Source organism: Hyphomonas sp., assembly GCF_017792385.1.
In the GTDB taxonomy this organism is placed as follows: domain Bacteria; phylum Pseudomonadota; class Alphaproteobacteria; order Caulobacterales; family Hyphomonadaceae; genus Hyphomonas.
The window spans coordinates 2,904,814-2,923,936 of the sequence record NZ_CP051230.1 but is presented as its reverse complement, the minus strand read 5'-3'; the positions used below and the strand labels follow the sequence as shown (position 1 = coordinate 2,923,936).

The window sequence follows — 19,123 nt, the reverse complement described above, 5'->3', positions numbered from 1 at the left end:
CGGAGATACCAGTATGACCGACCAAGCCACGCTCGACGCCATCGACAAAGCCGTCAAATCCAATGACGTCGTGCTTTTCATGAAGGGCACACCGACCTTCCCGCAATGCGGGTTCTCGTCGGTCGTGGTGCAGGTGCTGGATTATCTTGGCGTTGATTATGTCTCGACCAACGTCCTCGAAGATCAGGATGTTCGCGAAGGCATCAAGGCCTATTCCGACTGGCCGACCATCCCGCAGCTCTATGTGAAGGGCGAGTTCGTCGGCGGGTGTGACATCGTGAAAGAGATGTTCGAGAGCGGCGAACTGCGTGACTTCATGAAAGACAAGGGCATCGCGCTGGAAGACGCCTGATCTCAGGCAGACAGGATCCCCGCAAGTCCGGCTTCCTGAATGATCACATCCGCATGCACCACGGCCGGGGCCGCAACGAACAGGGCGCTGACGGCCAGACCGGTCATGTAGCTCTTGCGGCGGCGAAACGGCATGGGATGGCAGGCACGCGCCGCGCGGCGCCATTTCTTCAACGTGTAGGCCACCAGAAACAGGCCGAGCATCGCTGCCGACCAGGCCGCTATCATTGCAATCATGTCCGTCATCGCGCTCTCCCCTGGGCGACCGGCATACACTCTACATCCGGCAGCGTTTCCACCCGGCAAAACCGGGCTGTGAATATCGCAAGGTGCCGGAAAGACTTCGCTAACCGCCCTGCCTGTTCATCCGAGTGACAGCCAGGTGTCTTCGCGGCGCATCAGGAACAAGGCCGCGAGCGCGCCCAGAACCGGTATCGCCGCTACAAACAGATGATTGCCGCCCTCATAGGGGGTGATCAGGACTTGCCAGGTCGACAGGGTCCCCAGCGCGTGGATCGTCAGCAAGAAGCCATAGGTCCAGGTCTTGAACAGGCCGAGCGCGAACAGGATCACGACAAGCAACTGGATCGCCCCAATCAGATAGGACATCTCGTGCGGCAGGCCGTCGACGAGATAGAATTTGGACCAGATGGCTGCGGTCGTTTCCGGTTTGACGAATTTCTCAATTGCCCAGACAGCAAAGAAGATGGCGATCGAGGCGCGAAGCGCAAACAGGGCGCGCGGAAGATTGACATGCATGGCGGTAACGTCCTTCATATTTTTGTCTGCGCTGCTGCTATGCGAGGTTCGGAACAACTGCCAATCACGCCTGCGTCAGAAACATTCCCTTCTAGGCAGCTGTGCCTGTTTCCTGTAGCTGACCGCCCATGACCACCTCATCCCTTGCCCCGGCACCCATTCGGCCCGCAAAGACGCCCAAAGTCGGCATCGTGTCCCTCGGTTGCCCGAAGGCCCTCGTCGATTCCGAACGCATCGTCACCCGGTTGCGGGCGGAAGGATACCAGATCGCGCCTGACTATGCCGGCGCAGACCTCGTCCTGGTGAACACGTGCGGATTCCTGGACTCGGCCCGCGACGAAAGCCTGGGGGCGATCGGCGAAGCCATCGAGGCCAATGGCAAGGTCATCGTCACCGGCTGCCTCGGCGCCGAGCCGGACGTGATTGAAAAGGCTCACCCGAAAGTGCTCGCCATTACCGGGCCGCATCAATACGAAGCAGTCATGGAGGCGGTCCACACACACCTGACCCCGCCACACAATCCGCATATGGATCTGGTCCCAGAAAGCGGGCTACGCCTGACTCCGCGCCATTATGCCTATCTGAAGATTTCAGAAGGCTGCAACAATCGCTGCAGCTTCTGCATCATTCCGAAACTGCGCGGCGATCTGGTGTCGCGCCCCATCCATCATGTCCTGACCGAGGGAGAGCAACTCGTCCGCGCCGGCGTGAAGGAACTTCTTGTCATCAGTCAGGACACATCGGCCTATGGCCTCGATGTCCGCTACAAGCCGGAAGTGTGGCGCGGCACCGAATATCAGACCCGCTTCCTGGATCTCGCCAGGGGCCTCGGCAGCCTCGGCGTGTGGACCCGGATGCACTATGTCTATCCCTATCCGCATGTTGACGACGTGATACCGCTGATGGCGGACGGGCTGATCACGCCCTATCTGGATATCCCGTTCCAGCACGCCTCGGCCAATGTGCTCAAGGCCATGAAGCGCCCGGCCAAACAGGACAAAGTGCTCGAACGCATCCTGCAATGGCGCCGCGACGTGCCGGACCTCGCCATCCGTTCCACCTTCATTGTCGGGTTTCCGGGCGAGACCGAAGAAGACTTCGAAATCCTGCTCGACTTCATCCGCGAGGCGAAGATCGACCGGGCGGGGTGCTTCCGGTACGAAAACGTGGCCCATGCGGACAGCCGTGGCCTCCCCGGCCACGTGCCGGATGAGGTCAAGGAAGACCGCTGGCACCGGTTCATGGAGGTGCAGGCTGACATCTCGGCAGCCCGTGCGGCCGCCCAGGTGGGCAGCGTGCAGGACGTCATCATTGACGGTCCGGCAGACACGCCTGGCGAGATGGTCGCCCGCACGAAGGCAGACGCTCCCGAGGTCGATGCCGTGGTCTACCTTCAGGATGCGGCTCACCTGAAACCCGGTGACATTGTTTCGGCTTCGATTGAAGACGCCGACGAATATGACCTCTACGGACGGCCCGCCTGAGCGCGCATTCGCGCACCGGCTTGCTTCGCCTCGGCACGGCGCACCTCCATCAGCCCTTCCATACGGGCATGATAGGCCGCTAGCACTTCAGGCTCCGCCAGTTCCGGACGGCCGCCCGGATAGGGCGGTGACGGCGCATATTCATAGCCGAGCGTCAACGCCTTCGCGTAGGCGTCCCCGGCGATCTCGGCGACCATGGTCAGCGCGAAATCGATCCCGGCCGTGACGCCGCCCCCAGTAAAGATATTCCCGTCACGAACGACACGCTCCTCATCAAGGATCGCGCCGAATTCGGACAGCAGGTCCCGCCAGGCCCAGTGACAGGCCGCCCGCTTGTCCTGCAACAGGCCTGCCGCCCCCAGGATGAGCGATCCCGTACACACCGACGTCACATAAGTTGCGCGCTCTCCAAGCCGCCGAATTTCCTCGACGAACGCCTCATCCAGCGCCCATTGCGTTGCTGTGACGCCGCCCGGCACACACAACAGATCACACCGGTCAATCGACGCGAGAGTCTCAGTCCGCCCAATGACGAGATTGCCCTCAGCGATCACGTCTCCTCCGTCGCGGCTGGCGACCACTGTCTCCGAATTCGGCAACCGGCACAGCACCTGATGCGGTCCGGTAAAATCGAGATGGGTCATGTCATCATAGATGGCGAAAACGGTCCTGAACGGTTTGGACATGGCGACCTCCTTGTCTGCCCTGCCAGTTTTGCCTAGGAGGGATTTGGCTGAAAGGACAGATTTCCGTTGTTTTCCGACAAACCGCCCTCCCGCGAGATTGGCCTGCTGGTGTTCGAGGATTTCCAGCTGCTGGACATGGCCGGCCCGTCGACCGTGTTCGAAATGCCGATGCGCGGCATCGCCCCACCGCCCTATGCCCTGACAGTCTACTCACGGGAGGGCGGGCAAGTGCGCGCCTCCTGCGGCATTCTCGTCCAGACAGCGCCCATCCCGAACAGGCTGGCCTTGGACACGCTGATCGTGTCCGGCGGCGAGGGCACGCGCGCCGCCATGCACGATGAAACCCTGCTCGCAGACATCCGTGCCCTGTCAGATCGCACGCGGCGCACGACTTCGGTGTGTTCCGGCGCGATCCTGCTCGCTGCCGCGGGGTTGCTGGACGGCCGCCGGGCCACGACCCATTGGCGGCGTTGCCCGGACATGGCCCGGCATTTTCCCGCCGTTCAGGTTGAAGCCGACCGGATCTATGTGCGGGATGGCAAATTCTGGACCTCTGCCGGCATCTCGGCGGGGATCGATCTTGCGCTGGCCCTGGTCGAGGACGATCTCGGCGAAGACATTGCCGGGGCGGCAGCCCGCGAACTGGTTGTCCACCAGAGGCGCCATGGCGGGCAGAGCCAATTCTCCGTGATGCAGGAAGTCAGACTCGCCTCGGGCAGGTTCGACACTCTCCTCACCTGGGTCCAAACCCATTTGGATGAAGACCTTGGCGTGGACGCCCTGGCCCGGCGCTGCGGCATGAGCCCGCGGAACTTCACCCGCGTGTTCAAGGCCGAGACGGGCACATCACCTGCCCGCCTGATCGGGAAGTTGCGGCTCGAATCTGCTCGCCACCGGGTGGAAACCTCCACCGCATCGCTGCAGGAAATCGCCAAAGCCACCGGATTTGGCGATCCGGACCGGATGAGACTGGCCTTTTTGCGGGCGTATGGGCAGCCCCCCATGGTGCTGCGCCGTCAAAGGCAGTCCTGACACCGGACGGTGCAGGCACCTGAATTTTATCGAAAAACAACGATTGACATATCGTATTTCGATAATTCATAGTGGCCTTAACGCTTTTGGAGGCTCACATGCACCGCGCACTGATATCCCTTTCCGCCCTGTCCCTCGCCGCTCTGCCAGCCTTGGCGGAAACCCGGGATTATCCAGCCGATACCTTCACCAGACTGGATGTGAGCGAGGCCATCATGGTCGTTTTCGAAACTGGATCCGACACCCGCGTGACCGTCGACCAGGCCGAAGGCGACTTTTCCGACATCCAGATCGAGACCCGTGACGATACGCTTTGGATCGATCGCAAGAGCGCTGGCCGCGGCTGGCGGTCCAACCTCTCGACCGATTTCGACAAGGGCATCCTGCGTGCCAAGGTCAATGGCAAGCGCGTGCCCTCCTACACTGTCCGCATCACGGCACCGTCTCTCGCTGCCATTGATGTATCCCGTTCCGCCATGGTCACGGCCTCGGGTCTCGCGTCCGACAACCTCGACCTCGCGGCCTCGTCCAGCGCGGACCTGTCCGTCTCCGGACGTGCGGGCCGTGTCGACATCGACGCCTCCTCATCGGCCGACATCGACGCGGAAAATCTGGAAGCCACCCGCCTGACCATTGATGCCGCGTCGAGTTCTGATGTGAAGGCGCGCGCCATCTCAGCTGATCAGGTCCGCATCAGCGCCTCCTCCAGCGCGGATGTCGAACTGGACCTGCAGCAGACTGGCGAAGTCTATCTGGAGGCCTCCTCCAGCGCCGATCTCGAGCTCAGCGGCACCTGCGAGCGCATCAAACTGTTCGCCTCCTCCTCCGCCGATATCGAGGGCCGTGACCTGACCTGCAACAGCGCCGACATCAAGGCGTCCAGCAGTGCCGACATCGCCCTGAGCGTGACCGAGTCGGTCAAGGCCTCGGCGTCGAGTGGCGGTGACATCACCATTCGTGGCAACCCTGCCGATCGCGACGTCCGCGAATCCAGCGGCGGCGACATTTCCATCAAATCCTGATCCCCCGAAGGAGCCCGACCATGACAAAGCCCGTCATCCTTGCAACAAGCCTCGCCGCATTGGCGCTGTCCGCCACCCTGTTCACGGCCTCCGCAGACACGACGCAGGTCTACCAGCTGTCCGGCTTCGACGAACTGGACGTGGCCGCCGGTGTGGAAGTCAAGTTCATCCGCGCGCCGGAATATTCGATCACTGCCGACTTTGATCGCGGTGGGCCCGACGATGTGAAAGTCCGCCTTGATGGCGATCGTCTTTATCTGTCCCGCAAGTCGACCAAGGGCTGGGGCAACAAGGTCCGGGTCAAGTTTACCGTCACCGCACCGGAGCTGACCGAGATCGAAGCGAGTTCCGGCTCCTCCCTCCTGGCCGAAGGCGTCGCTGCCGGTGCCATGAAGATCGACGTGTCCAGTGGCGCAGCCGTGTCCGTGCACGGCGAGTGCGACAGCCTGACCATCAAGGCGTCATCCGGTGGCAGCGCCAATGCCAAGGGGCTCGCCTGCGACACGGTCAAGGCGAAGGCCAGCAGTGGCGGATCCGTTTCAGCCCGCGCCAGCGAATCCGCCAGCAGCCGGACCTCGAGCGGCGGCAGCGTGGACATCTACGGCAATCCGTCCGATCGCTCGGCCAACAAGTCGATCAGTGGCGGCTCCACACAATTCCATGGCAGCTAGCCGGGCCGGTTCCCCGACCTAGCCGATGTCGAAATCTTCCGGCTTGAATCCGGGATTCGGCCAGTCGAGATTCATGTCCTCCAGCGCACCACGCACCAGCCGGGCAATCATTGCGTTCCGGCGGGTGCGGCTGTCCGAGGGCACGACATACCAGGGCGCGTGCGGCGTCGAACACCGCTCAACGGCGGTCTCGTAAGCGGCCATGAACTTGTCCCAGTCCCGCCGGTCGTCCAGATCGCCGGGATTGAACTTCCACAGCTTGTGCGGCTCGACGAGGCGTTCGGCCAGGCGCACCCCCTGTTCCTCATAGCCGACATTCAGCATGCATTTCACGATGACCACGCCATTTTCGGTCAGATGCTTCTCGAAGGCGTTGATCTGGTCGTAGCGGCGCTCGACATCCTCGGGGCTGGCAAAGCCGCGCACCTTTACCACCAGAACATCCTCATAGTGCGAGCGGTCGAAAATGCCGACATGACCCTTCTTCGGCACGGCATTGTGCACGCGCCAGAGATAGTCCCGGGCCAGTTCATTCTTGCTGGGGGCCTTGAACGCCTTCACCTCCATGCCCAGAGGCGTCGTGTCTGCGAACACATTGCGGATCGTACCGGACTTGCCAGCCGTATCCATGCCCTGGAGCACAACCAGAACGGATTGTTTCTTGTGGGCGTAGAGCATGTCCTTCAGCTCATTGATGACCGCCGCATCCTTCTTCAGGCTGGTCTTTGCGTCCGCCTTGTCATCGAACAGGACGGGATCGCGCGTGGGCCGGGCCGCCAGGGAAAAGGGGTCACCGGGACGCGCCATCAGGCGGTCGCGGACATCGGCAATCTCGGGAATGTTCATGCAGGCAGAATCTCCAATGAAAAAAGCCGCACCAGTCTGGCGCGGCTTTTCGGAAAGAACAAGAAATCCGGAACTCTTAGGAAGAGTAGAATTCGACCACCTGGGCCGGTTCCATCTGGACCGGATACGGCACGTCAGCCAGTTCCGGAACGCGAACATAAGTGGCCGACATCGCCTTCGGATCGACATCCACATATTCCGGAATGTCGCGCTCGGCGCTGCCGAGAGCTTCCAGGACCAGCGCCATGTTGCGGGACTTTTCTCGAACCTGGACAACGTCACCCGGCTTCAGACGGGCGGACCCGATATTGCAGCGGCGGCCATTGACCATGACGTGGCCGTGATTGACGAACTGACGGGCCGCAAAGATCGTCGGCACGAATTTCGCGCGATAGACGATGGCGTCGAGACGCGATTCCAGCAGGCCGATCAGATTCTCGGACGTGTTGCCCTTCATGCGGTTCGCTTCTTCATAGGTGCGAAGGAACTGCTTTTCCGTGATGTCGCCGTAATAAGCCTTCAGCTTCTGCTTGGCCATCAGCTGCAGACCGAAGTCGGACGTCTTGCCGCGACGGTTCTGGCCATGCTGGCCCGGCTTGTAATTGCGCTTGTTGACGGGGGACTTCGGACGGCCCCAGATGTTTTCACCGACGCGACGGTCGATCTTGTACTTCGCACTATGGCGACGAGACATGGTAGTACCTCATTGTCGACGCAGGCCGGTGGGTGACGCTCATTCGCACCCACGATTTCAACGGCGGCTCTGCACCATCCCGTATCAAGGCGGCGGGTAAACCCCAAAACCGGTGGCAGGTCAAGCCGGTCTGCTGCTACACCTGCTGCATATATAGGGAGGAATGACTATGGGACAGATCGACGGCAAGGTGGCCATCATCACCGGAGCGGGCAGCGGCATCGGACGGGCCTGTGCCCAGGTGCTGGCGCGCGAGGGCGCGGCCATCATGGCGACCGATATCGACACCGACGGCCTGACGGAGACCGCACGTCTCGTCGACAGCGCCGGCGGGCGCATCACGACCCGGCATCAGGACGTGGTGGATGAAGCCGCCTGGGACACGGTCTTTGCCGAAACAGAAGCCGCATTCGGCGCGCCATCCATTCTCGTCAACAATGCCGGCATCGCCATCGCTGGCGCCCTGGCCGACTATTCGCTCGAAGACTGGCGCTTGCAGATGGCGGTCAATGTCGACAGCGTGTTTCTCGGCACGCGGGCCGCCATGCGCGCCATGTCCGGACGGGGCGGATCCATCATCAACATCTCGTCCGTTGCCGGCCTGCGGGGCGCCGCCGGCGCCAGCGCCTATTGCACATCCAAGGGAGCCGTACGCCTGTTCACCAAGGCCGCCGCGGTCGAGTGCGCGCAACTTGGCACCGGCATTCGCGTGAATTCGGTCCATCCGGGAATCATCGACACGCCCATCTGGCAGAAATCCATCACCCGCATGACCGAAGCCATGGACGCTGACCGGATCGCAGCGCTGACCGCACATTCAGGTGCCAATCAGATGGACGCCGACATGATCGCCGCCCAGTCCAGTCCGATGGGGCGGGCCGGCCGACCGGAGGAAGTGGCCGAACTCGTCCTGTTCCTCGCCTCTGACGCTTCCAGCTATATAAGCGGTCAGGAACATGTGGTGGATGGCGCCATGACCGCGCGCTGACGCGAGGGGTGGCGACCGGCGCGTCTCAGTCTGGCCGGATTGTCGTGCGGTATTCGCGGCTCGCATAGATCAGCGAATTGCCGCTGTCGCCCAGCACGGCGTCCACCACCTCGCCGAAGCATACATGGTGCGTGCCGACCTGATTGTGCGAGACCAGCTTGCACTCGAAGGCCACCAGCGCGCCGGCAATGACCGGCTGCCCGAAACGGCCCGGAGCCCAGTCGGTGCAATCGAACTTGTCGGGATACGTGTCACGCATCCGGCTGGCGAACACATCGGCGATCAGCGCCTGGTCATCTTTCAGGACATTGACGCAGAAAGTGCCATTGCCCAGCAGGATCGGCGTCAGTGAGGACATCTCGTTGATGCAGACAAGGAGTGTGGGATTCGGCGTATCGGCACTGACAGAGGACATCGCCGTGGCCGTTGTGCCTGCGCGCCCCTGCGGACCATTGGTCGTGATGACCGTCACCGTGGCAGCCACCTGACTCATCCCCTCCAGGAAGCGCTGGCGCAGGGGCGCCGCGTCGGGGGCGGGTCGGGTCTCGTCAGTCATCATCAATTCTTTCATCCTTGCCGGGTCAGCCACATCGGCCTGCCGGGCAGACCAATAGTAGAATGTGCACGGCGCGCGGCAATGGTCTTGTCTGTGAGCGCACAGTATCGGTCAATCCCATGGCGGAATGACGCGTCGAAACGAGGCTGGCTTTGCACTGAAAATTGGAGCGGGCGATGAGATTCGAACTCACGACCCCAACCTTGGCAAGGTTGTGCTCTACCCCTGAGCTACGCCCGCATCCTTATTGGGGTATTCACGGCGTCTCCGCCGAGAGGCGTGATAAAGCGCATCAGCCCGGCCTTTGCAAGCCGGAAAAACGGCGAAACTGCACAATTTCTTCTGCGGCGGCGAGAGACCTGTGAATACCTATCCGCGCAGCACGGCGCGGATCTGGTCCGGACGCACTTCCCGGCCCTCGACATCGACAAAAGCGGCCCGGATCGCGCTCTTGGATCCGGCCTTGGTGAAGCTGATGGGCGGGGCCTCTCCCTGACCCAGCCAGGCGTCGCCCCATTGTGTCAGGCCGATCAGGATGGGCCGCAAAGACAGCCCCGTCGCAGACAGGACATATTCCGGCCGGGCACGCTTGCCGGGCGCCTTGTAGGACTTCCTGGTGAGCAGGCCGGCATCGACCAGCTTTTTCAACCGGCCGGACAGGACCGTTCTCGGACATCCCAGTTCGGACTGGAAATCGTCGAATCGGCGCACACCGTAGAGCGCCGAACGCAGGATCAGCAGCGTCCAGCGGTCGCCGATCAAATCGATCGCGCGTGCCAGATTGCAGGCTTCGGTCGGAACGGGTGAGCGGCGGACGAGAGGAATCTGGGACATGTTTCCTGTCTGGATGGGTTCGCTTTCTAAATCCAGACCCTTCCCTATTCCTGCCGCAAAATTTCGCTCAAAAGAGACTTCCACCTTCAAGCGGCGAGACCAATTCATGCGGACCTTACTTCAAGTATCTTTTCTCGCGCTGACAGCGGGCGCGCTGGCGGCTTGTACGGCGCCCCGCAAGGCCGCGGACGCGATGAATTCTGCGCAGACCACCGCGCCCGCCTCAGCCCTGCCCGCACCGGACAGGCTGAGCGCGCTGTCCTGCCCGCCAGGCACGCAGCACATTGCGCCGAAACGTATCCAGATCACGGCCGAACCGGTCGCCCTGTCCGACCGGGCCGGCCAGGGCCGGCTTCCGCCCGGAGTACGCTTTGTCGGCGGGTGGGCCCTGACTTCAGATCATGCGGGCTTTGGCGGGCTGTCCGGGCTGGAACACCTTGAAGATGGATCCCTGCTGGCGATCACCGACATGGGTGCCTTTGTCCGGATCGGCCTGACGGATGACGCGCCGGACGGGACCGGAGCGTTCAGCTACATGCTGGGTCCGGACGGGTCCCAATTGAGCGGCAAACGCGATGGCGATTCCGAAGGCCTCGCCGTCAAGCACGGTCTCGCCTTTGTCAGCTTCGAACGCCGCCACCGCATTGCGGCCTTCGATCTCGACAAATGCGGCGCTGCCGCGCGCGCTGCCCCGGTGGCCGACCTTCCGGACCGGATCGACGACACCGAGATCAGGGAGAATTCCGGCGCCGAGGCCCTGTCAGCCGGTGAGGGCCTGCTGGCGGGCTATGAACAGCTTGTCGAAGGACGGTCCCCGCTGGTGAACCTCTCGGCGGAGGCACCGGTCATCTCGTTTCGCGAAGCCATCAAGCCCGGCTTTGGTGGCCCGCTGGTCGGCATGACCAACCGGATCACGCTGGGAGATGCCGCAACGGCCGGCTCGGTGGTCTACAGCCTCCGGCGCGACTACAATCCCGTCTTCGGCAACCGGCTGTCGGTCGAGGCCGAGTACACCGATGCCGGCGGCTCGAGCCGCCGCGGCCTGTTTCGCCTGGCCGCCCCAATGACGGTCGACAATTTCGAGGGCATCACCGTCGAGACGCTGGCAGACGCCACGCACCGGCTCTGGCTGGTCTCGGATGACAATTTCTCAGGCCGCCAGAGAACCCTGCTCTACGCCTTCGACCTGGTGGGAGAAGCCCACTGACGCGAATCCACATCTGACTGCGCGCTCCCCCCTTACAATTGCAGGGGCAGCAGATTACATCTCGATCCAGCATGAAGGCTGTGGCGTTTGCGACGGACTGATCTCCGGCGACCTTAATTTCCGTCAGGGAGCTGGCATTCTGGTTCGGACCGTGGTCCGGGCTCACCCGGCGCCCACCTAGTCTCTAGGTTGACGGGAGTGAATATGCCCCGCGGCGCTCGCGGTCTTCATGCGCGAATTTCCAGGTGCCGCTGCCTGGCGCCGACCCAAATCCGGCATGGGGCCCTGCGATGGACAAGACCGACCTGCGACACCGAATGCGAACCCTGCGCGCTGAAGCGGCCGCGCGGGATCCGGATGCCGCCGACTCGCTGGCCGACCAATTTCCGATGAAGCTGCTGGAGCGCTACGGGCCCGTCGTGGCAGGCTATGTCGCCATCAATGAAGAGCTGGACCCTGCACCGCTCATGAAGCGCCTTGCGCAGGCCGGTGCCGAACTCTGCCTGCCGCGCATCGAGGACTCCGGAGAGCTGACCTGGCGGTCATGGCATTTCGGCGAACCGCTGGAGCGCCGGCCCTTCGGCCTGTCGGAACCCTCCGCCGATGCGCCCCTGGCAGAGCCGACCCTGATCCTGACGCCCCTGCTGGCCTTTGACGGGATGGGCAACCGGCTGGGTTACGGCAAGGGCCATTATGACAAGGCGTTCGAGAAACTGCGCGCCAGGGGCCGGGCCTTTGCCTGCGCGCTGGCCTATCCGGCCCAGCAGATCGAAACCGTGCCCAGCGAACCGCACGATCAGCCGCTCGACTGGGCGGTGACACCTATCGGCTCGGTCCCCCTCTTCATGATGCGAAACATGAAAAGCCTGACAGATACCAGTTCCAGCAGCTGAAACCGGCTTGGCTCTTGCGAATTTGCCTGCGAAGGTAAACGCAAGGTAAAGAAATGTCTCGTTCTGGGTTAGTCAGGTTAATCAAAGGCGCAGGAACTGTCTCAGTTCTGGACGCCATACCCGTTTTTACCGTTTCTGCAGCAGTCCTTGCAGGCCTGGCATGTTGGGCAAGCGGCGGCCAGTCGGTCAGCCCGCCTGACTCCGAAGCGCGCGCGATTTACTATCCCGTCACCGAAGCATCGGTCTCGCTGCGTGGTCGCACGGAGATCGCACCGATTGAAGTCCGGCCGACGCGCCCTGCCGGCAATCCGCCGCCGGTGGCGCAACTGGCGCAGTCCGGCCAGGGCTTCCTCACCAACACTGCCGTATCCGGCATCCAGCGCGAGTTCTGGGCGTCTGAATCGCAGGGGGGACATGATTTCTATGGCGGCCGCTGGGCCCCGGAAAACGTCCGCGAGACATCGGACGGTACCCATCTGGCCGTCGAACGCGGCAATGGGGACGTGTCGAATGCGGAAGTGCGGTCCCGCCAGCGTCTGGGATATGGCCGCTATGAAGCCGTGATGCAGGTCGGCAAGGGGTCCGGCCTCGTATCGGCCTTCTTCACCTATACCGGCCCCTATGAAGGCAATCCGCACGACGAAATCGACATCGAATTCCTCGGCAAGGACACGTCAAAGGTACATTTCAACTATTGGCGCAATGGCCGGAAGGGGCACCACGCCACGTTCGACCTGCCCTTCGATGCCTCGGCCGCGCCGCATCTCTATGCGTTTGACTGGCAGCCCGACCGCATCACCTGGTATGTGGATGGCAAGGCCTATTACACGACCGAACTGGACGATCCGCACATCCCCCAGCATGCCGGCCGCCTGTATTTCAGCCACTGGACCGGCACCCAGAAAATGCAGGCCTGGCATGGCAAACCCGACTTCGCGTCCGGCACGTCAACCATCGTGGAGTGTGCGTCGTTCACACCGGTCAATGAGGATGGCCCGGCCTGTCACGACAGTTTCCGCCCGACCGCAAAGCCGGGCGGCATGGGTCTGGCCCTGCTTACTTTAAGTCCTTGAGGACCTGTTCGCGGGCGACCGGCAGCAATTCCGCCATCTGCTCGCGAATGCGGGCATCCGTGCGGTCAATGCCCGCCGTGTCGAAATCCGCGCGCACCTTGCGGAACACGTCATCATCGCCCGGCTCTTCCAGGTCCGACAGGACAACCGTCTTCGCATAGGCTTCGGCGTCCGAGCCCGTCAGGCCCATCAGGTCTGCCGCCCACAGGCCGAGCAGCTTGTTGCGGCGGGCCATGACCTTGAACTGGGTTTCCTGGTCCAGAGCGTAGCGGGCCTCTTCTGCGCGCTCGCGATCATCAAATGTGCTCATGGTGAAATGGCCTTTCTGAACGGTGGTCTTCGATTCGTGCATATAGGCGCTGACCTGAGGTGTGCGCAATAATTGTTTCTTTGAGCGGATTGGCGTAACAGACTGCGTTTTCCGGGGTGGCTGAAAACGATTCCTGTTGCCGCGATCCCGATTCAGCAGGAGGCCTGTCCGCATGAGCAAGAAGCGCGTAATCTACGAGGGCAAGGCGAAGATCCTCTATGAAGGACCGGAGCCGGGCACACTCATCCAGTACTTCAAGGATGACGCGACCGCCTTCAATGCCCAGAAGCGCGCCGTTCTGGATGGCAAAGGTGTGCTGAACAATCGCATCAGCGAGTTCATGATGACCCGGCTGTCAGCCGTCGGCATCCCGACCCATTTCATCCGCCGGCTCAACATGCGCGAGCAATTGGTCAAGAAGGTCGACATCATCCCGCTGGAAGTGGTCGTGCGGAATGTCGCCGCCGGCACGCTGTCGAAACGGCTTGGCATCGAGGAAGGCCAGGTCCTGCCGCGCCCGATGGTGGAATTCTACCTCAAGGACGATGCGCTCGGCGACCCGCTGGTCACCGAAGAACATATCGCCGCATTCGGCTGGGCTGCGGCGCAGGAATATGAGGACCTGATCTCCCTGTCGCTGCGCGTCAATGATTTCATGTCCGGCCTGTTCGCCGCAGTCGGCATTCGGCTGGTCGACTTCAAGCTGGAATTCGGCCGCCACTATGAGGGCGACAGCGAAGTGCCCCGCATTCTCCTGGCCGACGAAATCAGCCCCGACAGCTGCCGCCTCTGGGATTTCGAGACCGGAGACAAGCTGGACAAGGACCGGTTCCGCCGCGATCTCGGCGGTGTGACCGAAGCCTATGCAGAAGTGGCCCGCCGTCTTGGCATCCTCAAGGAGTCCGGAGAGACCGACAATGTGGTCAGCTTCAATGGCGGCAAATAGCTGTTCGCTGACACAGCATATTCCGGAAGACATGCAGATGCCCAAAGCCCCCCGATCCCGGACCGGCAGCCGACCGCGCCTGATGCCGGTACTGGCGGCCATTTGTGTGCTTATCGCGATGGCATACGCCGTCAGCTTGTTTCAATCGGTCTGAAACCGGGCTAAAGGGGCCCGGTCCAGACTGCGCAGGAGATTCTCATGAAAGCCATTGTCCACGTCGCCCTGAAGAATGGTGTCCTGGACCCGCAGGGCAAGGCCGTTGCGGATACGCTGGCACGCATGGGCTACAAGGAAGTTGAAGCCGCGCGCATCGGCAAGGTGATCGAGCTGGATCTGGAGGACGGATTGTCTTCCGATCAGGCCGAAACCCGCGTCAAGGAAATGTGCGAGAAACTGCTCGCGAACACGGTGATCGAAAGCTATCGGTTCGAACTGGTCGGCTGACCACTCCCCTGAACTTCCGGCCTTCTGGCCGGATCGACCGGACTTCCTGCAGGATACGGCACTCCGAAGATAGTGAGCAAGTAATCACTTGCAAATTCCCGTGGAATTACGTATATTGCCTCCATACTCATGGAGAGCCGAATGCCGAGACCGTCAAGCACCGATCAGTCGAAACCGCGCCCGCGCGCCCGAAATGCCCGGCCGAAGATCGAGCGTGCCGCCCTCAAACTGTTCATTCATGAAGGCGTCGACGCCGCCACGACCCGCGAGATCGCAGAAAAGGCAGGCGTGTCGGAAGGCGCACTCTACCGGCACTACAAGGGCAAGGACGAACTGGCGCTCTCCCTCTTCATGGAGACCCACAATCGTCTCGGGACGATGATGGCCGAAGCCCTGTCGGGCGAGGGCACGCTGGAGCAGAAGGTTCACGCCGCCGTGGCGGCCTATTGCGAGCTGGCCGATGAGGATTTTCTCCTCTTCTCATTCCATCTCGTGTCGCTGAACCGCTTCCTGCCCTATGACAAGCGCCGCGACGACGACCCGGTCACGATCACGGAAAAGATCATCGCCGGGCTCATGTCCGATGGGCACATTCCCCGCGGTGATCCCGCCCTCAAGGCCGCCATGGCGCTGGGCGTGGTCATGCAGGCTGGCCAGAACAAGATCTACAACCGCCTGCCCGGCCCGCTGTCCCAACACGCCGAGGCGCTATCACGCGCCGTGCTGTGTGTCCTGAATTCGTAGAACATCCGGGAAAGGAATTCGCCCATGCGCGGAGTCGTCTTCACCTTCGTCTACTACACCCTGTCCGTCATCTACGTTTTGGCGTCCCTGCCATTTCTCGCGCTGCCCGGCCGTGGCCCGGTGCGCGGGATCATCCGCAGCTACACACGCGCCATGAACCTCAATCTGCGGTTTGTCGCTGGCATCCGCAAGGAAGTCCGTGGGCGGCACAATCTTCCGGAGGGCCCCTTCATTCTCGCGGCCAAGCATCAAAGCTGGGGCGACGGGTTTCTGGTCTATCCGGAAGTGAGGAACCTCGCCTTTGTAACAGGGGACCATCTTGAGAAATTTCCTCTGGTCGGCGGTATTCTGCGCAAGCTTGGCGCCATCGTCATCGACACGTGCGGCGGCGGCGAACGAAAGGCTGCATCACTGAAGGAAGGCATGACGCGCGCCCGCGAGGACGGCCAGCGCGTGCTGATCTATCCGGAAGGCCATCTTGCACCTGTCGGCTACCATTTCCGCTACAAGCCGGGCGTGTGGCACATGGCGCAGGCGATGAACGTGCCGGTCATCCCGGTCGCCACCAATATCGGCCTGTTCTGGCGCCAGCAGGAGCGGGACAAGACCCCCGGCACCGCCATCATCGAATTTCTGCCGGCACTTGATCCTGCGCTGCCGAAACAGGATTTCATGGCCAAGCTGACCGAAACGGTGGAACGCCGGACAGCAGACCTGGTGGCGGAGGCAACCGGCCAGCCGGCGAAACTCGCAACCCTTATTCCCGACCCCCCCAAGGGCATGGAGGCCAAACCCACGGTCGAAGACCTCGCCGCGTACGGCCGCCCGTGAACGAACAGGCGAATTGCGGCTTTACAAAAACGGCAATTATTGATAATCGATAATTTCTCAGGTGATCCCGGGGGCAAATCGGGATTGAGCATTATGACTATCAAGAAACTCGCTGTTGTCGGTATGATCGCGGGCGCTGCAGCAACCGCCGTACTTCCTGCTTCGGCAACAGGCTGGAAGGTCTGGAAAGGTCTGGATGAAGCGTCGCCACGCGCCGTGCTGACAGACACGGATGATCGAGCAGGCGCCGTGCTGGTGTGCGACAAGTCCGGCAAATTGTCGGCAATCCTGTCGCTGAAAGCGGGCAACATTTCGGATCAGCTGGATATGCACGCGACCTACAAGCGCGGCGAAACCGCAACCATTTCAACCGGCCAGGCCGATCCGGTCGAGACCACAGTCCGGTACTCGCCCGCCAACAAGGTCGTTGAAATCGGTGCCCACACGCCTGCTGCCCGCATCTACAATTCAGTGATCAGGGGCGAAGCCGTAACCGTGGCGGTCGACCATGCAGAAGATGTCACGACAACGCTTCCGGAGCCCGATGACATATTCAAGGCGTTTGCCAAAACCTGCATGAAGGCACGCGCAGCCACCAGCGAATAATCCCCGCTTTCCGTGCAGAAGCGTTCGTTTAAGGGTTGACGCCCGATCAAGGGTCGTGCCCTCTTCGAGTCAACAAACTCGAGGAATGGCAACATGTTCAAACACCTGATCCCCGCAGCCGTCATGATCGTGACGGCTGCCTCGGGGCACGCGGATACTCCCGATCGGATATGGGTCCAGCAACCGGACCAATTGATCAGCGTCGACAGTTCCGACGCAGGAAATGATCCAAATTTCAAGAGCCTCATCCGCATCATCAAGGCCGAAGGTGGTGGACACCCGACGATACAGCTAAGCTGTCAAATGACGACCACGGGGGTCAAGGCGTTGAATTTCAGTGTACAGCTGGATCCGGACAACACGTATGAAGACAATGCCGACCGGAGCCCCCGGTTCCACCACATTTCCGGAATCATGGAGATTGACGGCAAGAAATATCCCGAGCGTTACGCTTACCACGCGAAATCGACAAAACTGGTGCCACTGAACCGTGAAGTGCCAAATCGAATCTACAACTCCGTCGTTCGGGGTGATGCCGTTTCCCTGAAAGTAAAAGGCAAGCGCCGCGACCTGGCTTTGCCGGTCGTAGATGACACCTTTGTTGCATTCGCCAAGTTCTGTCCGGTCACCAATGGTGGAAAATTTGATCCGTCCGCGTTCGAATCTCTTAAAAACACTCATCTTGAGCCAAATCTCTGATGTGAGTCTTTATTCCACGGCAAACCCGGACGCATCAGCTGACCAATGCGGTCAATAGACATCTTCCCTGACGCACAAAGGTCACATGGTCCTCGTGATACATGAGCTTCCGGGAAATGCGCGCCCCCAGACGTGTCAAAAGCAATGGGAGTCAGGCTACATGTCTAAAAGAGCCGCCCGCCAGCGACCGAGCTTCTCCTCAAACCGCATCGCAGCGTAGGCGGGGCTCGTTGATGGCACAAGGACGGTCGCCAGACCTGGACGAAGTGAACCGGCATACTTCTTGTAGCAGCGCGCCGCCGTGCCACCATTCAGCAGGACGCGCGAGATGCCCGGATGCATTTCGAAGAGCTTCCTGAAATCATTCGGGATCTCGTCCCGAATTTTCGAATCCAGACTGCCTTCCCGGCGACAATGTTTCAGCACATCCCAGACCGCCACGCCCTGATCGATCAGGATCGACCGTCGTGTCTCATATGGCAGGCCCGGGTGGGCGCCGAACAGGTCACCCATGATCTGCCAGAATGCGTTTCGGGGATGAGCATAATATTGGCCAGCCTCCAGCGATGCGACTCCCGGCATGCTGCCAAGAATCAGCACCCGGGCACCCGGACCGACAATCGGGTCGAAGCTTTGAATTATTCCTTCAGCGCCCACCAGACGATCAGGCAGTCGCGGGAATGATTGTCACGCTCTCGCCGCAGCCGCAGGCATCGGTCTGGTTGGGATTCCTGAATACGAATTTCTCGTGCAGCGGCGTCACCTCGTAGTCGACTTCGCTGCCAAGCAGGAACAGGACGGCTTTCGCGTCGATCAGGATGGTGACGCCATTGTCCTCGACCACCTCATCCAGCGCCTCGGGGGCGGTGGCATAGTCCATGACATATTCCATGCCGGCGCAGCCGCCATTCTTCACGCCGACCCGAAGATATCCGGCGCCTTTCTCTTCCATGATCTCCTTGACGCGCGCTGCTGCGGCGTCGGAGAGTTTCACGGGTTTGGGTCTGGGTCGTCTGGCCATGTCACCAAGATAGGAACGAAAGCGTTCCTGTTCAATTAAAGCATGTTCAGCGCAAGGCGGGCTTCATCAGACATGCGCGACGGGTCCCAGGGGGGATCGAAGGTCAGGCGCACCTCGACATCTTCGACGCCGTCGACCGTGCGCGCGGCGTTTTCCACCCAGCCCGGCATGTCCCCCGCCACAGGACAGCCCGGCGCGGTGAGAGTCATGTCGATGTCCACCTTGCGGTCATCATCAATGTCGACCTTGTAGATCAGGCCGAGTTCATAGATGTCGACCGGGATTTCCGGGTCAAACACCGTCTTGAACGCGGTGATCAGATCGTCGGTAATCCGGTTGAGCTCGTCCTGAGGGATCTTGGACGGCTCTGCTTCACCGGACACGTCGATCATGTCGTGAGAGGTCATGTCATCTGCCATGCCGACA

26 protein-coding genes and 1 tRNA gene are annotated in these 19,123 nt (G+C 61.5%); 15 read left to right on the top strand and 12 right to left on the bottom strand.

What is annotated here, in order from left to right:
• Window positions 1–13: 13 nt before the first annotated feature.
• Entirely contained in the window at window positions 14–352 is a 339-nt protein-coding gene (grxD, locus tag HF955_RS14220; RefSeq protein WP_027839968.1) for a Grx4 family monothiol glutaredoxin, read from the top strand.
• Between the two features lie 2 nt (window positions 353–354).
• On the opposite strand, the gene HF955_RS14215 is transcribed toward grxD, so the two are convergent.
• Together HF955_RS14215 and HF955_RS14210 are read right to left on the bottom strand one after the other, a co-directional pair.
• Window positions 355–597 carry a hypothetical protein gene (locus HF955_RS14215; protein WP_291075955.1) on the bottom strand — a complete coding sequence of 81 codons (243 nt, stop codon included), beginning with the start codon at window positions 595–597 and terminating at the stop codon, window positions 355–357.
• A gap of 117 nt (window positions 598–714) precedes the next feature.
• Window positions 715–1,128: a hypothetical protein gene (locus tag HF955_RS14210; RefSeq protein WP_291075953.1), complete on the bottom strand. Its 414-nt coding sequence runs from the start codon at window positions 1,126–1,128 to the stop codon at window positions 715–717.
• 110 nt (window positions 1,129–1,238) lie between these two features.
• Here HF955_RS14210 and rimO point away from each other — a divergent pair, with 110 nt between their 5' ends.
• Window positions 1,239–2,594: a 30S ribosomal protein S12 methylthiotransferase RimO gene (gene rimO, locus HF955_RS14205; protein ID WP_291075951.1), complete on the top strand. Its 1,356-nt coding sequence runs from the start codon at window positions 1,239–1,241 to the stop codon at window positions 2,592–2,594.
• On the opposite strand, the gene HF955_RS14200 is transcribed toward rimO, so the two are convergent.
• A complete protein-coding gene (locus HF955_RS14200; protein WP_291075949.1) occupies window positions 2,576–3,280 on the bottom strand; it encodes a DJ-1/PfpI family protein in 705 nt (234 codons plus the stop codon). The genes rimO and HF955_RS14200 overlap by 19 nt on opposite strands.
• 66 nt (window positions 3,281–3,346) lie before the next feature.
• Between HF955_RS14200 and HF955_RS14195 the strand changes: the two genes are divergently transcribed.
• From HF955_RS14195 to HF955_RS14185, 3 genes are all read left to right on the top strand, one after another.
• A complete protein-coding gene (locus HF955_RS14195) occupies window positions 3,347–4,312 on the top strand; it encodes a GlxA family transcriptional regulator (protein ID WP_291075947.1) in 966 nt (321 codons plus the stop codon).
• A 98-nt stretch (window positions 4,313–4,410) separates the two neighbouring features.
• The gene (locus HF955_RS14190; RefSeq protein WP_291075945.1) at window positions 4,411–5,334 is read left to right on the top strand and encodes a DUF2807 domain-containing protein; all 924 of its coding nucleotides are present in this window, start codon (window positions 4,411–4,413) and stop codon (window positions 5,332–5,334) included.
• Window positions 5,335–5,354: 20 nt separating this feature from the next.
• Window positions 5,355–6,005, top strand: a complete 651-nt coding sequence (locus HF955_RS14185; protein WP_291075943.1) for a DUF2807 domain-containing protein — start codon at window positions 5,355–5,357, stop codon at window positions 6,003–6,005.
• A gap of 18 nt (window positions 6,006–6,023) precedes the next feature.
• Here HF955_RS14185 and HF955_RS14180 read toward each other — a convergent pair whose 3' ends face one another.
• Window positions 6,024–6,851 carry a PPK2 family polyphosphate kinase gene (locus HF955_RS14180; RefSeq protein WP_291075941.1) on the bottom strand — a complete coding sequence of 276 codons (828 nt, stop codon included), beginning with the start codon at window positions 6,849–6,851 and terminating at the stop codon, window positions 6,024–6,026.
• 76 nt (window positions 6,852–6,927) lie between these two features.
• Window positions 6,928–7,545 (bottom strand): 30S ribosomal protein S4, encoded by a 618-nt coding sequence (gene rpsD / locus HF955_RS14175; protein WP_291075940.1) that lies wholly within the window; start codon window positions 7,543–7,545, stop codon window positions 6,928–6,930.
• A gap of 169 nt (window positions 7,546–7,714) precedes the next feature.
• Between rpsD and HF955_RS14170 the strand changes: the two genes are divergently transcribed.
• Window positions 7,715–8,533: an SDR family oxidoreductase gene (locus HF955_RS14170; RefSeq protein WP_291075938.1), complete on the top strand. Its 819-nt coding sequence runs from the start codon at window positions 7,715–7,717 to the stop codon at window positions 8,531–8,533.
• A 25-nt stretch (window positions 8,534–8,558) separates the two neighbouring features.
• Here HF955_RS14170 and HF955_RS14165 read toward each other — a convergent pair whose 3' ends face one another.
• From HF955_RS14165 to HF955_RS14155, 3 genes are all read right to left on the bottom strand, one after another.
• Window positions 8,559–9,089 (bottom strand): flavin reductase family protein, encoded by a 531-nt coding sequence (locus HF955_RS14165; protein WP_291075936.1) that lies wholly within the window; start codon window positions 9,087–9,089, stop codon window positions 8,559–8,561.
• A gap of 165 nt (window positions 9,090–9,254) precedes the next feature.
• Window positions 9,255–9,329 (bottom strand) — tRNA-Gly (locus HF955_RS14160).
• Window positions 9,330–9,458: 129 nt separating this feature from the next.
• Entirely contained in the window at window positions 9,459–9,923 is a 465-nt protein-coding gene (locus HF955_RS14155; protein ID WP_291075935.1) for a helix-turn-helix domain-containing protein, read from the bottom strand.
• A 193-nt stretch (window positions 9,924–10,116) separates the two neighbouring features.
• Here HF955_RS14155 and HF955_RS14150 point away from each other — a divergent pair, with 193 nt between their 5' ends.
• From HF955_RS14150 to HF955_RS14140, 3 genes are all read left to right on the top strand, one after another.
• Window positions 10,117–11,130 carry an esterase-like activity of phytase family protein gene (locus tag HF955_RS14150; protein WP_291075933.1) on the top strand — a complete coding sequence of 338 codons (1,014 nt, stop codon included), beginning with the start codon at window positions 10,117–10,119 and terminating at the stop codon, window positions 11,128–11,130.
• Window positions 11,131–11,420: 290 nt separating this feature from the next.
• Window positions 11,421–12,023, top strand: a complete 603-nt coding sequence (locus HF955_RS14145) for a 5-formyltetrahydrofolate cyclo-ligase (protein WP_036263483.1) — start codon at window positions 11,421–11,423, stop codon at window positions 12,021–12,023.
• Window positions 12,024–12,340: 317 nt separating this feature from the next.
• Window positions 12,341–13,096, top strand: coding sequence for a family 16 glycosylhydrolase (locus HF955_RS14140; protein WP_291075930.1), 756 nt, complete (start codon window positions 12,341–12,343; stop codon window positions 13,094–13,096).
• On the opposite strand, the gene HF955_RS14135 is transcribed toward HF955_RS14140, so the two are convergent.
• Window positions 13,080–13,406: a DUF1476 domain-containing protein gene (locus tag HF955_RS14135; protein ID WP_027839983.1), complete on the bottom strand. Its 327-nt coding sequence runs from the start codon at window positions 13,404–13,406 to the stop codon at window positions 13,080–13,082. The genes HF955_RS14140 and HF955_RS14135 overlap by 17 nt on opposite strands.
• A 172-nt stretch (window positions 13,407–13,578) precedes the next feature.
• Here HF955_RS14135 and purC point away from each other — a divergent pair, with 172 nt between their 5' ends.
• From purC to HF955_RS14105, 6 genes are all read left to right on the top strand, one after another.
• On the top strand, window positions 13,579–14,352 hold the full coding sequence (gene purC, locus HF955_RS14130; RefSeq protein WP_291075928.1) for a phosphoribosylaminoimidazolesuccinocarboxamide synthase: 774 nt from the start codon (window positions 13,579–13,581) through the stop codon (window positions 14,350–14,352).
• A 198-nt stretch (window positions 14,353–14,550) separates the two neighbouring features.
• On the top strand, window positions 14,551–14,796 hold the full coding sequence (gene purS, locus HF955_RS14125) for a phosphoribosylformylglycinamidine synthase subunit PurS (RefSeq protein ID WP_291075926.1): 246 nt from the start codon (window positions 14,551–14,553) through the stop codon (window positions 14,794–14,796).
• A 141-nt stretch (window positions 14,797–14,937) separates the two neighbouring features.
• Window positions 14,938–15,540, top strand: coding sequence for a TetR/AcrR family transcriptional regulator (locus HF955_RS14120; RefSeq protein WP_291075924.1), 603 nt, complete (start codon window positions 14,938–14,940; stop codon window positions 15,538–15,540).
• Window positions 15,541–15,564: 24 nt separating this feature from the next.
• Window positions 15,565–16,371: a 1-acyl-sn-glycerol-3-phosphate acyltransferase gene (locus tag HF955_RS14115; protein WP_291075922.1), complete on the top strand. Its 807-nt coding sequence runs from the start codon at window positions 15,565–15,567 to the stop codon at window positions 16,369–16,371.
• A 93-nt stretch (window positions 16,372–16,464) separates the two neighbouring features.
• Window positions 16,465–16,977 carry a hypothetical protein gene (locus HF955_RS14110; RefSeq protein ID WP_291075921.1) on the top strand — a complete coding sequence of 171 codons (513 nt, stop codon included), beginning with the start codon at window positions 16,465–16,467 and terminating at the stop codon, window positions 16,975–16,977.
• Between the two features lie 93 nt (window positions 16,978–17,070).
• Entirely contained in the window at window positions 17,071–17,676 is a 606-nt protein-coding gene (locus HF955_RS14105; protein ID WP_291075919.1) for a hypothetical protein, read from the top strand.
• A 156-nt stretch (window positions 17,677–17,832) separates the two neighbouring features.
• On the opposite strand, the gene HF955_RS14100 is transcribed toward HF955_RS14105, so the two are convergent.
• The 3 genes from HF955_RS14100 to HF955_RS14090 are packed head-to-tail and all read right to left on the bottom strand — an operon-like array spanning window position 17,833 to window position 19,116.
• Window positions 17,833–18,333, bottom strand: a complete 501-nt coding sequence (locus HF955_RS14100; protein WP_291075918.1) for a DNA-deoxyinosine glycosylase — start codon at window positions 18,331–18,333, stop codon at window positions 17,833–17,835.
• 7 nt (window positions 18,334–18,340) lie between these two features.
• Window positions 18,341–18,697 carry an iron-sulfur cluster assembly accessory protein gene (locus HF955_RS14095; RefSeq protein WP_027839990.1) on the bottom strand — a complete coding sequence of 119 codons (357 nt, stop codon included), beginning with the start codon at window positions 18,695–18,697 and terminating at the stop codon, window positions 18,341–18,343.
• Window positions 18,698–18,732: 35 nt separating this feature from the next.
• Window positions 18,733–19,116 (bottom strand): SUF system Fe-S cluster assembly protein, encoded by a 384-nt coding sequence (locus HF955_RS14090; RefSeq protein WP_027839991.1) that lies wholly within the window; start codon window positions 19,114–19,116, stop codon window positions 18,733–18,735.
• Window positions 19,117–19,123: the final 7 nt, after the last annotated feature.

What these genes read in the sequence shown, in the direction of transcription:
- grxD (WP_027839968.1), top strand. Translation starts at nt 14, where the DNA reads ATGACCGACCAAGCCACGCTCGACGCCATCGACAAAGCCGTCAAATCC.
- HF955_RS14215 (WP_291075955.1), bottom strand. Translation starts at nt 597, where the DNA reads ATGACGGACATGATTGCAATGATAGCGGCCTGGTCGGCAGCGATGCTC.
- HF955_RS14210 (WP_291075953.1), bottom strand. Translation starts at nt 1,128, where the DNA reads ATGAAGGACGTTACCGCCATGCATGTCAATCTTCCGCGCGCCCTGTTT.
- rimO (WP_291075951.1), top strand. Translation starts at nt 1,239, where the DNA reads ATGACCACCTCATCCCTTGCCCCGGCACCCATTCGGCCCGCAAAGACG.
- HF955_RS14200 (WP_291075949.1), bottom strand. Translation starts at nt 3,280, where the DNA reads ATGTCCAAACCGTTCAGGACCGTTTTCGCCATCTATGATGACATGACC.
- HF955_RS14190 (WP_291075945.1), top strand. Translation starts at nt 4,411, where the DNA reads ATGCACCGCGCACTGATATCCCTTTCCGCCCTGTCCCTCGCCGCTCTG.
- HF955_RS14185 (WP_291075943.1), top strand. Translation starts at nt 5,355, where the DNA reads ATGACAAAGCCCGTCATCCTTGCAACAAGCCTCGCCGCATTGGCGCTG.
- HF955_RS14180 (WP_291075941.1), bottom strand. Translation starts at nt 6,851, where the DNA reads ATGAACATTCCCGAGATTGCCGATGTCCGCGACCGCCTGATGGCGCGT.
- rpsD (WP_291075940.1), bottom strand. Translation starts at nt 7,545, where the DNA reads ATGTCTCGTCGCCATAGTGCGAAGTACAAGATCGACCGTCGCGTCGGT.
- HF955_RS14170 (WP_291075938.1), top strand. Translation starts at nt 7,715, where the DNA reads ATGGGACAGATCGACGGCAAGGTGGCCATCATCACCGGAGCGGGCAGC.
- HF955_RS14165 (WP_291075936.1), bottom strand. Translation starts at nt 9,089, where the DNA reads ATGACTGACGAGACCCGACCCGCCCCCGACGCGGCGCCCCTGCGCCAG.
- HF955_RS14155 (WP_291075935.1), bottom strand. Translation starts at nt 9,923, where the DNA reads ATGTCCCAGATTCCTCTCGTCCGCCGCTCACCCGTTCCGACCGAAGCC.
- HF955_RS14150 (WP_291075933.1), top strand. Translation starts at nt 10,117, where the DNA reads ATGAATTCTGCGCAGACCACCGCGCCCGCCTCAGCCCTGCCCGCACCG.
- HF955_RS14145 (WP_036263483.1), top strand. Translation starts at nt 11,421, where the DNA reads ATGGACAAGACCGACCTGCGACACCGAATGCGAACCCTGCGCGCTGAA.
- HF955_RS14135 (WP_027839983.1), bottom strand. Translation starts at nt 13,406, where the DNA reads ATGAGCACATTTGATGATCGCGAGCGCGCAGAAGAGGCCCGCTACGCT.
- purC (WP_291075928.1), top strand. Translation starts at nt 13,579, where the DNA reads ATGAGCAAGAAGCGCGTAATCTACGAGGGCAAGGCGAAGATCCTCTAT.
- purS (WP_291075926.1), top strand. Translation starts at nt 14,551, where the DNA reads ATGAAAGCCATTGTCCACGTCGCCCTGAAGAATGGTGTCCTGGACCCG.
- HF955_RS14120 (WP_291075924.1), top strand. Translation starts at nt 14,938, where the DNA reads ATGCCGAGACCGTCAAGCACCGATCAGTCGAAACCGCGCCCGCGCGCC.
- HF955_RS14115 (WP_291075922.1), top strand. Translation starts at nt 15,565, where the DNA reads ATGCGCGGAGTCGTCTTCACCTTCGTCTACTACACCCTGTCCGTCATC.
- HF955_RS14110 (WP_291075921.1), top strand. Translation starts at nt 16,465, where the DNA reads ATGACTATCAAGAAACTCGCTGTTGTCGGTATGATCGCGGGCGCTGCA.
- HF955_RS14105 (WP_291075919.1), top strand. Translation starts at nt 17,071, where the DNA reads ATGTTCAAACACCTGATCCCCGCAGCCGTCATGATCGTGACGGCTGCC.
- HF955_RS14095 (WP_027839990.1), bottom strand. Translation starts at nt 18,697, where the DNA reads ATGGCCAGACGACCCAGACCCAAACCCGTGAAACTCTCCGACGCCGCA.
- HF955_RS14090 (WP_027839991.1), bottom strand. Translation starts at nt 19,116, where the DNA reads ATGGCAGATGACATGACCTCTCACGACATGATCGACGTGTCCGGTGAA.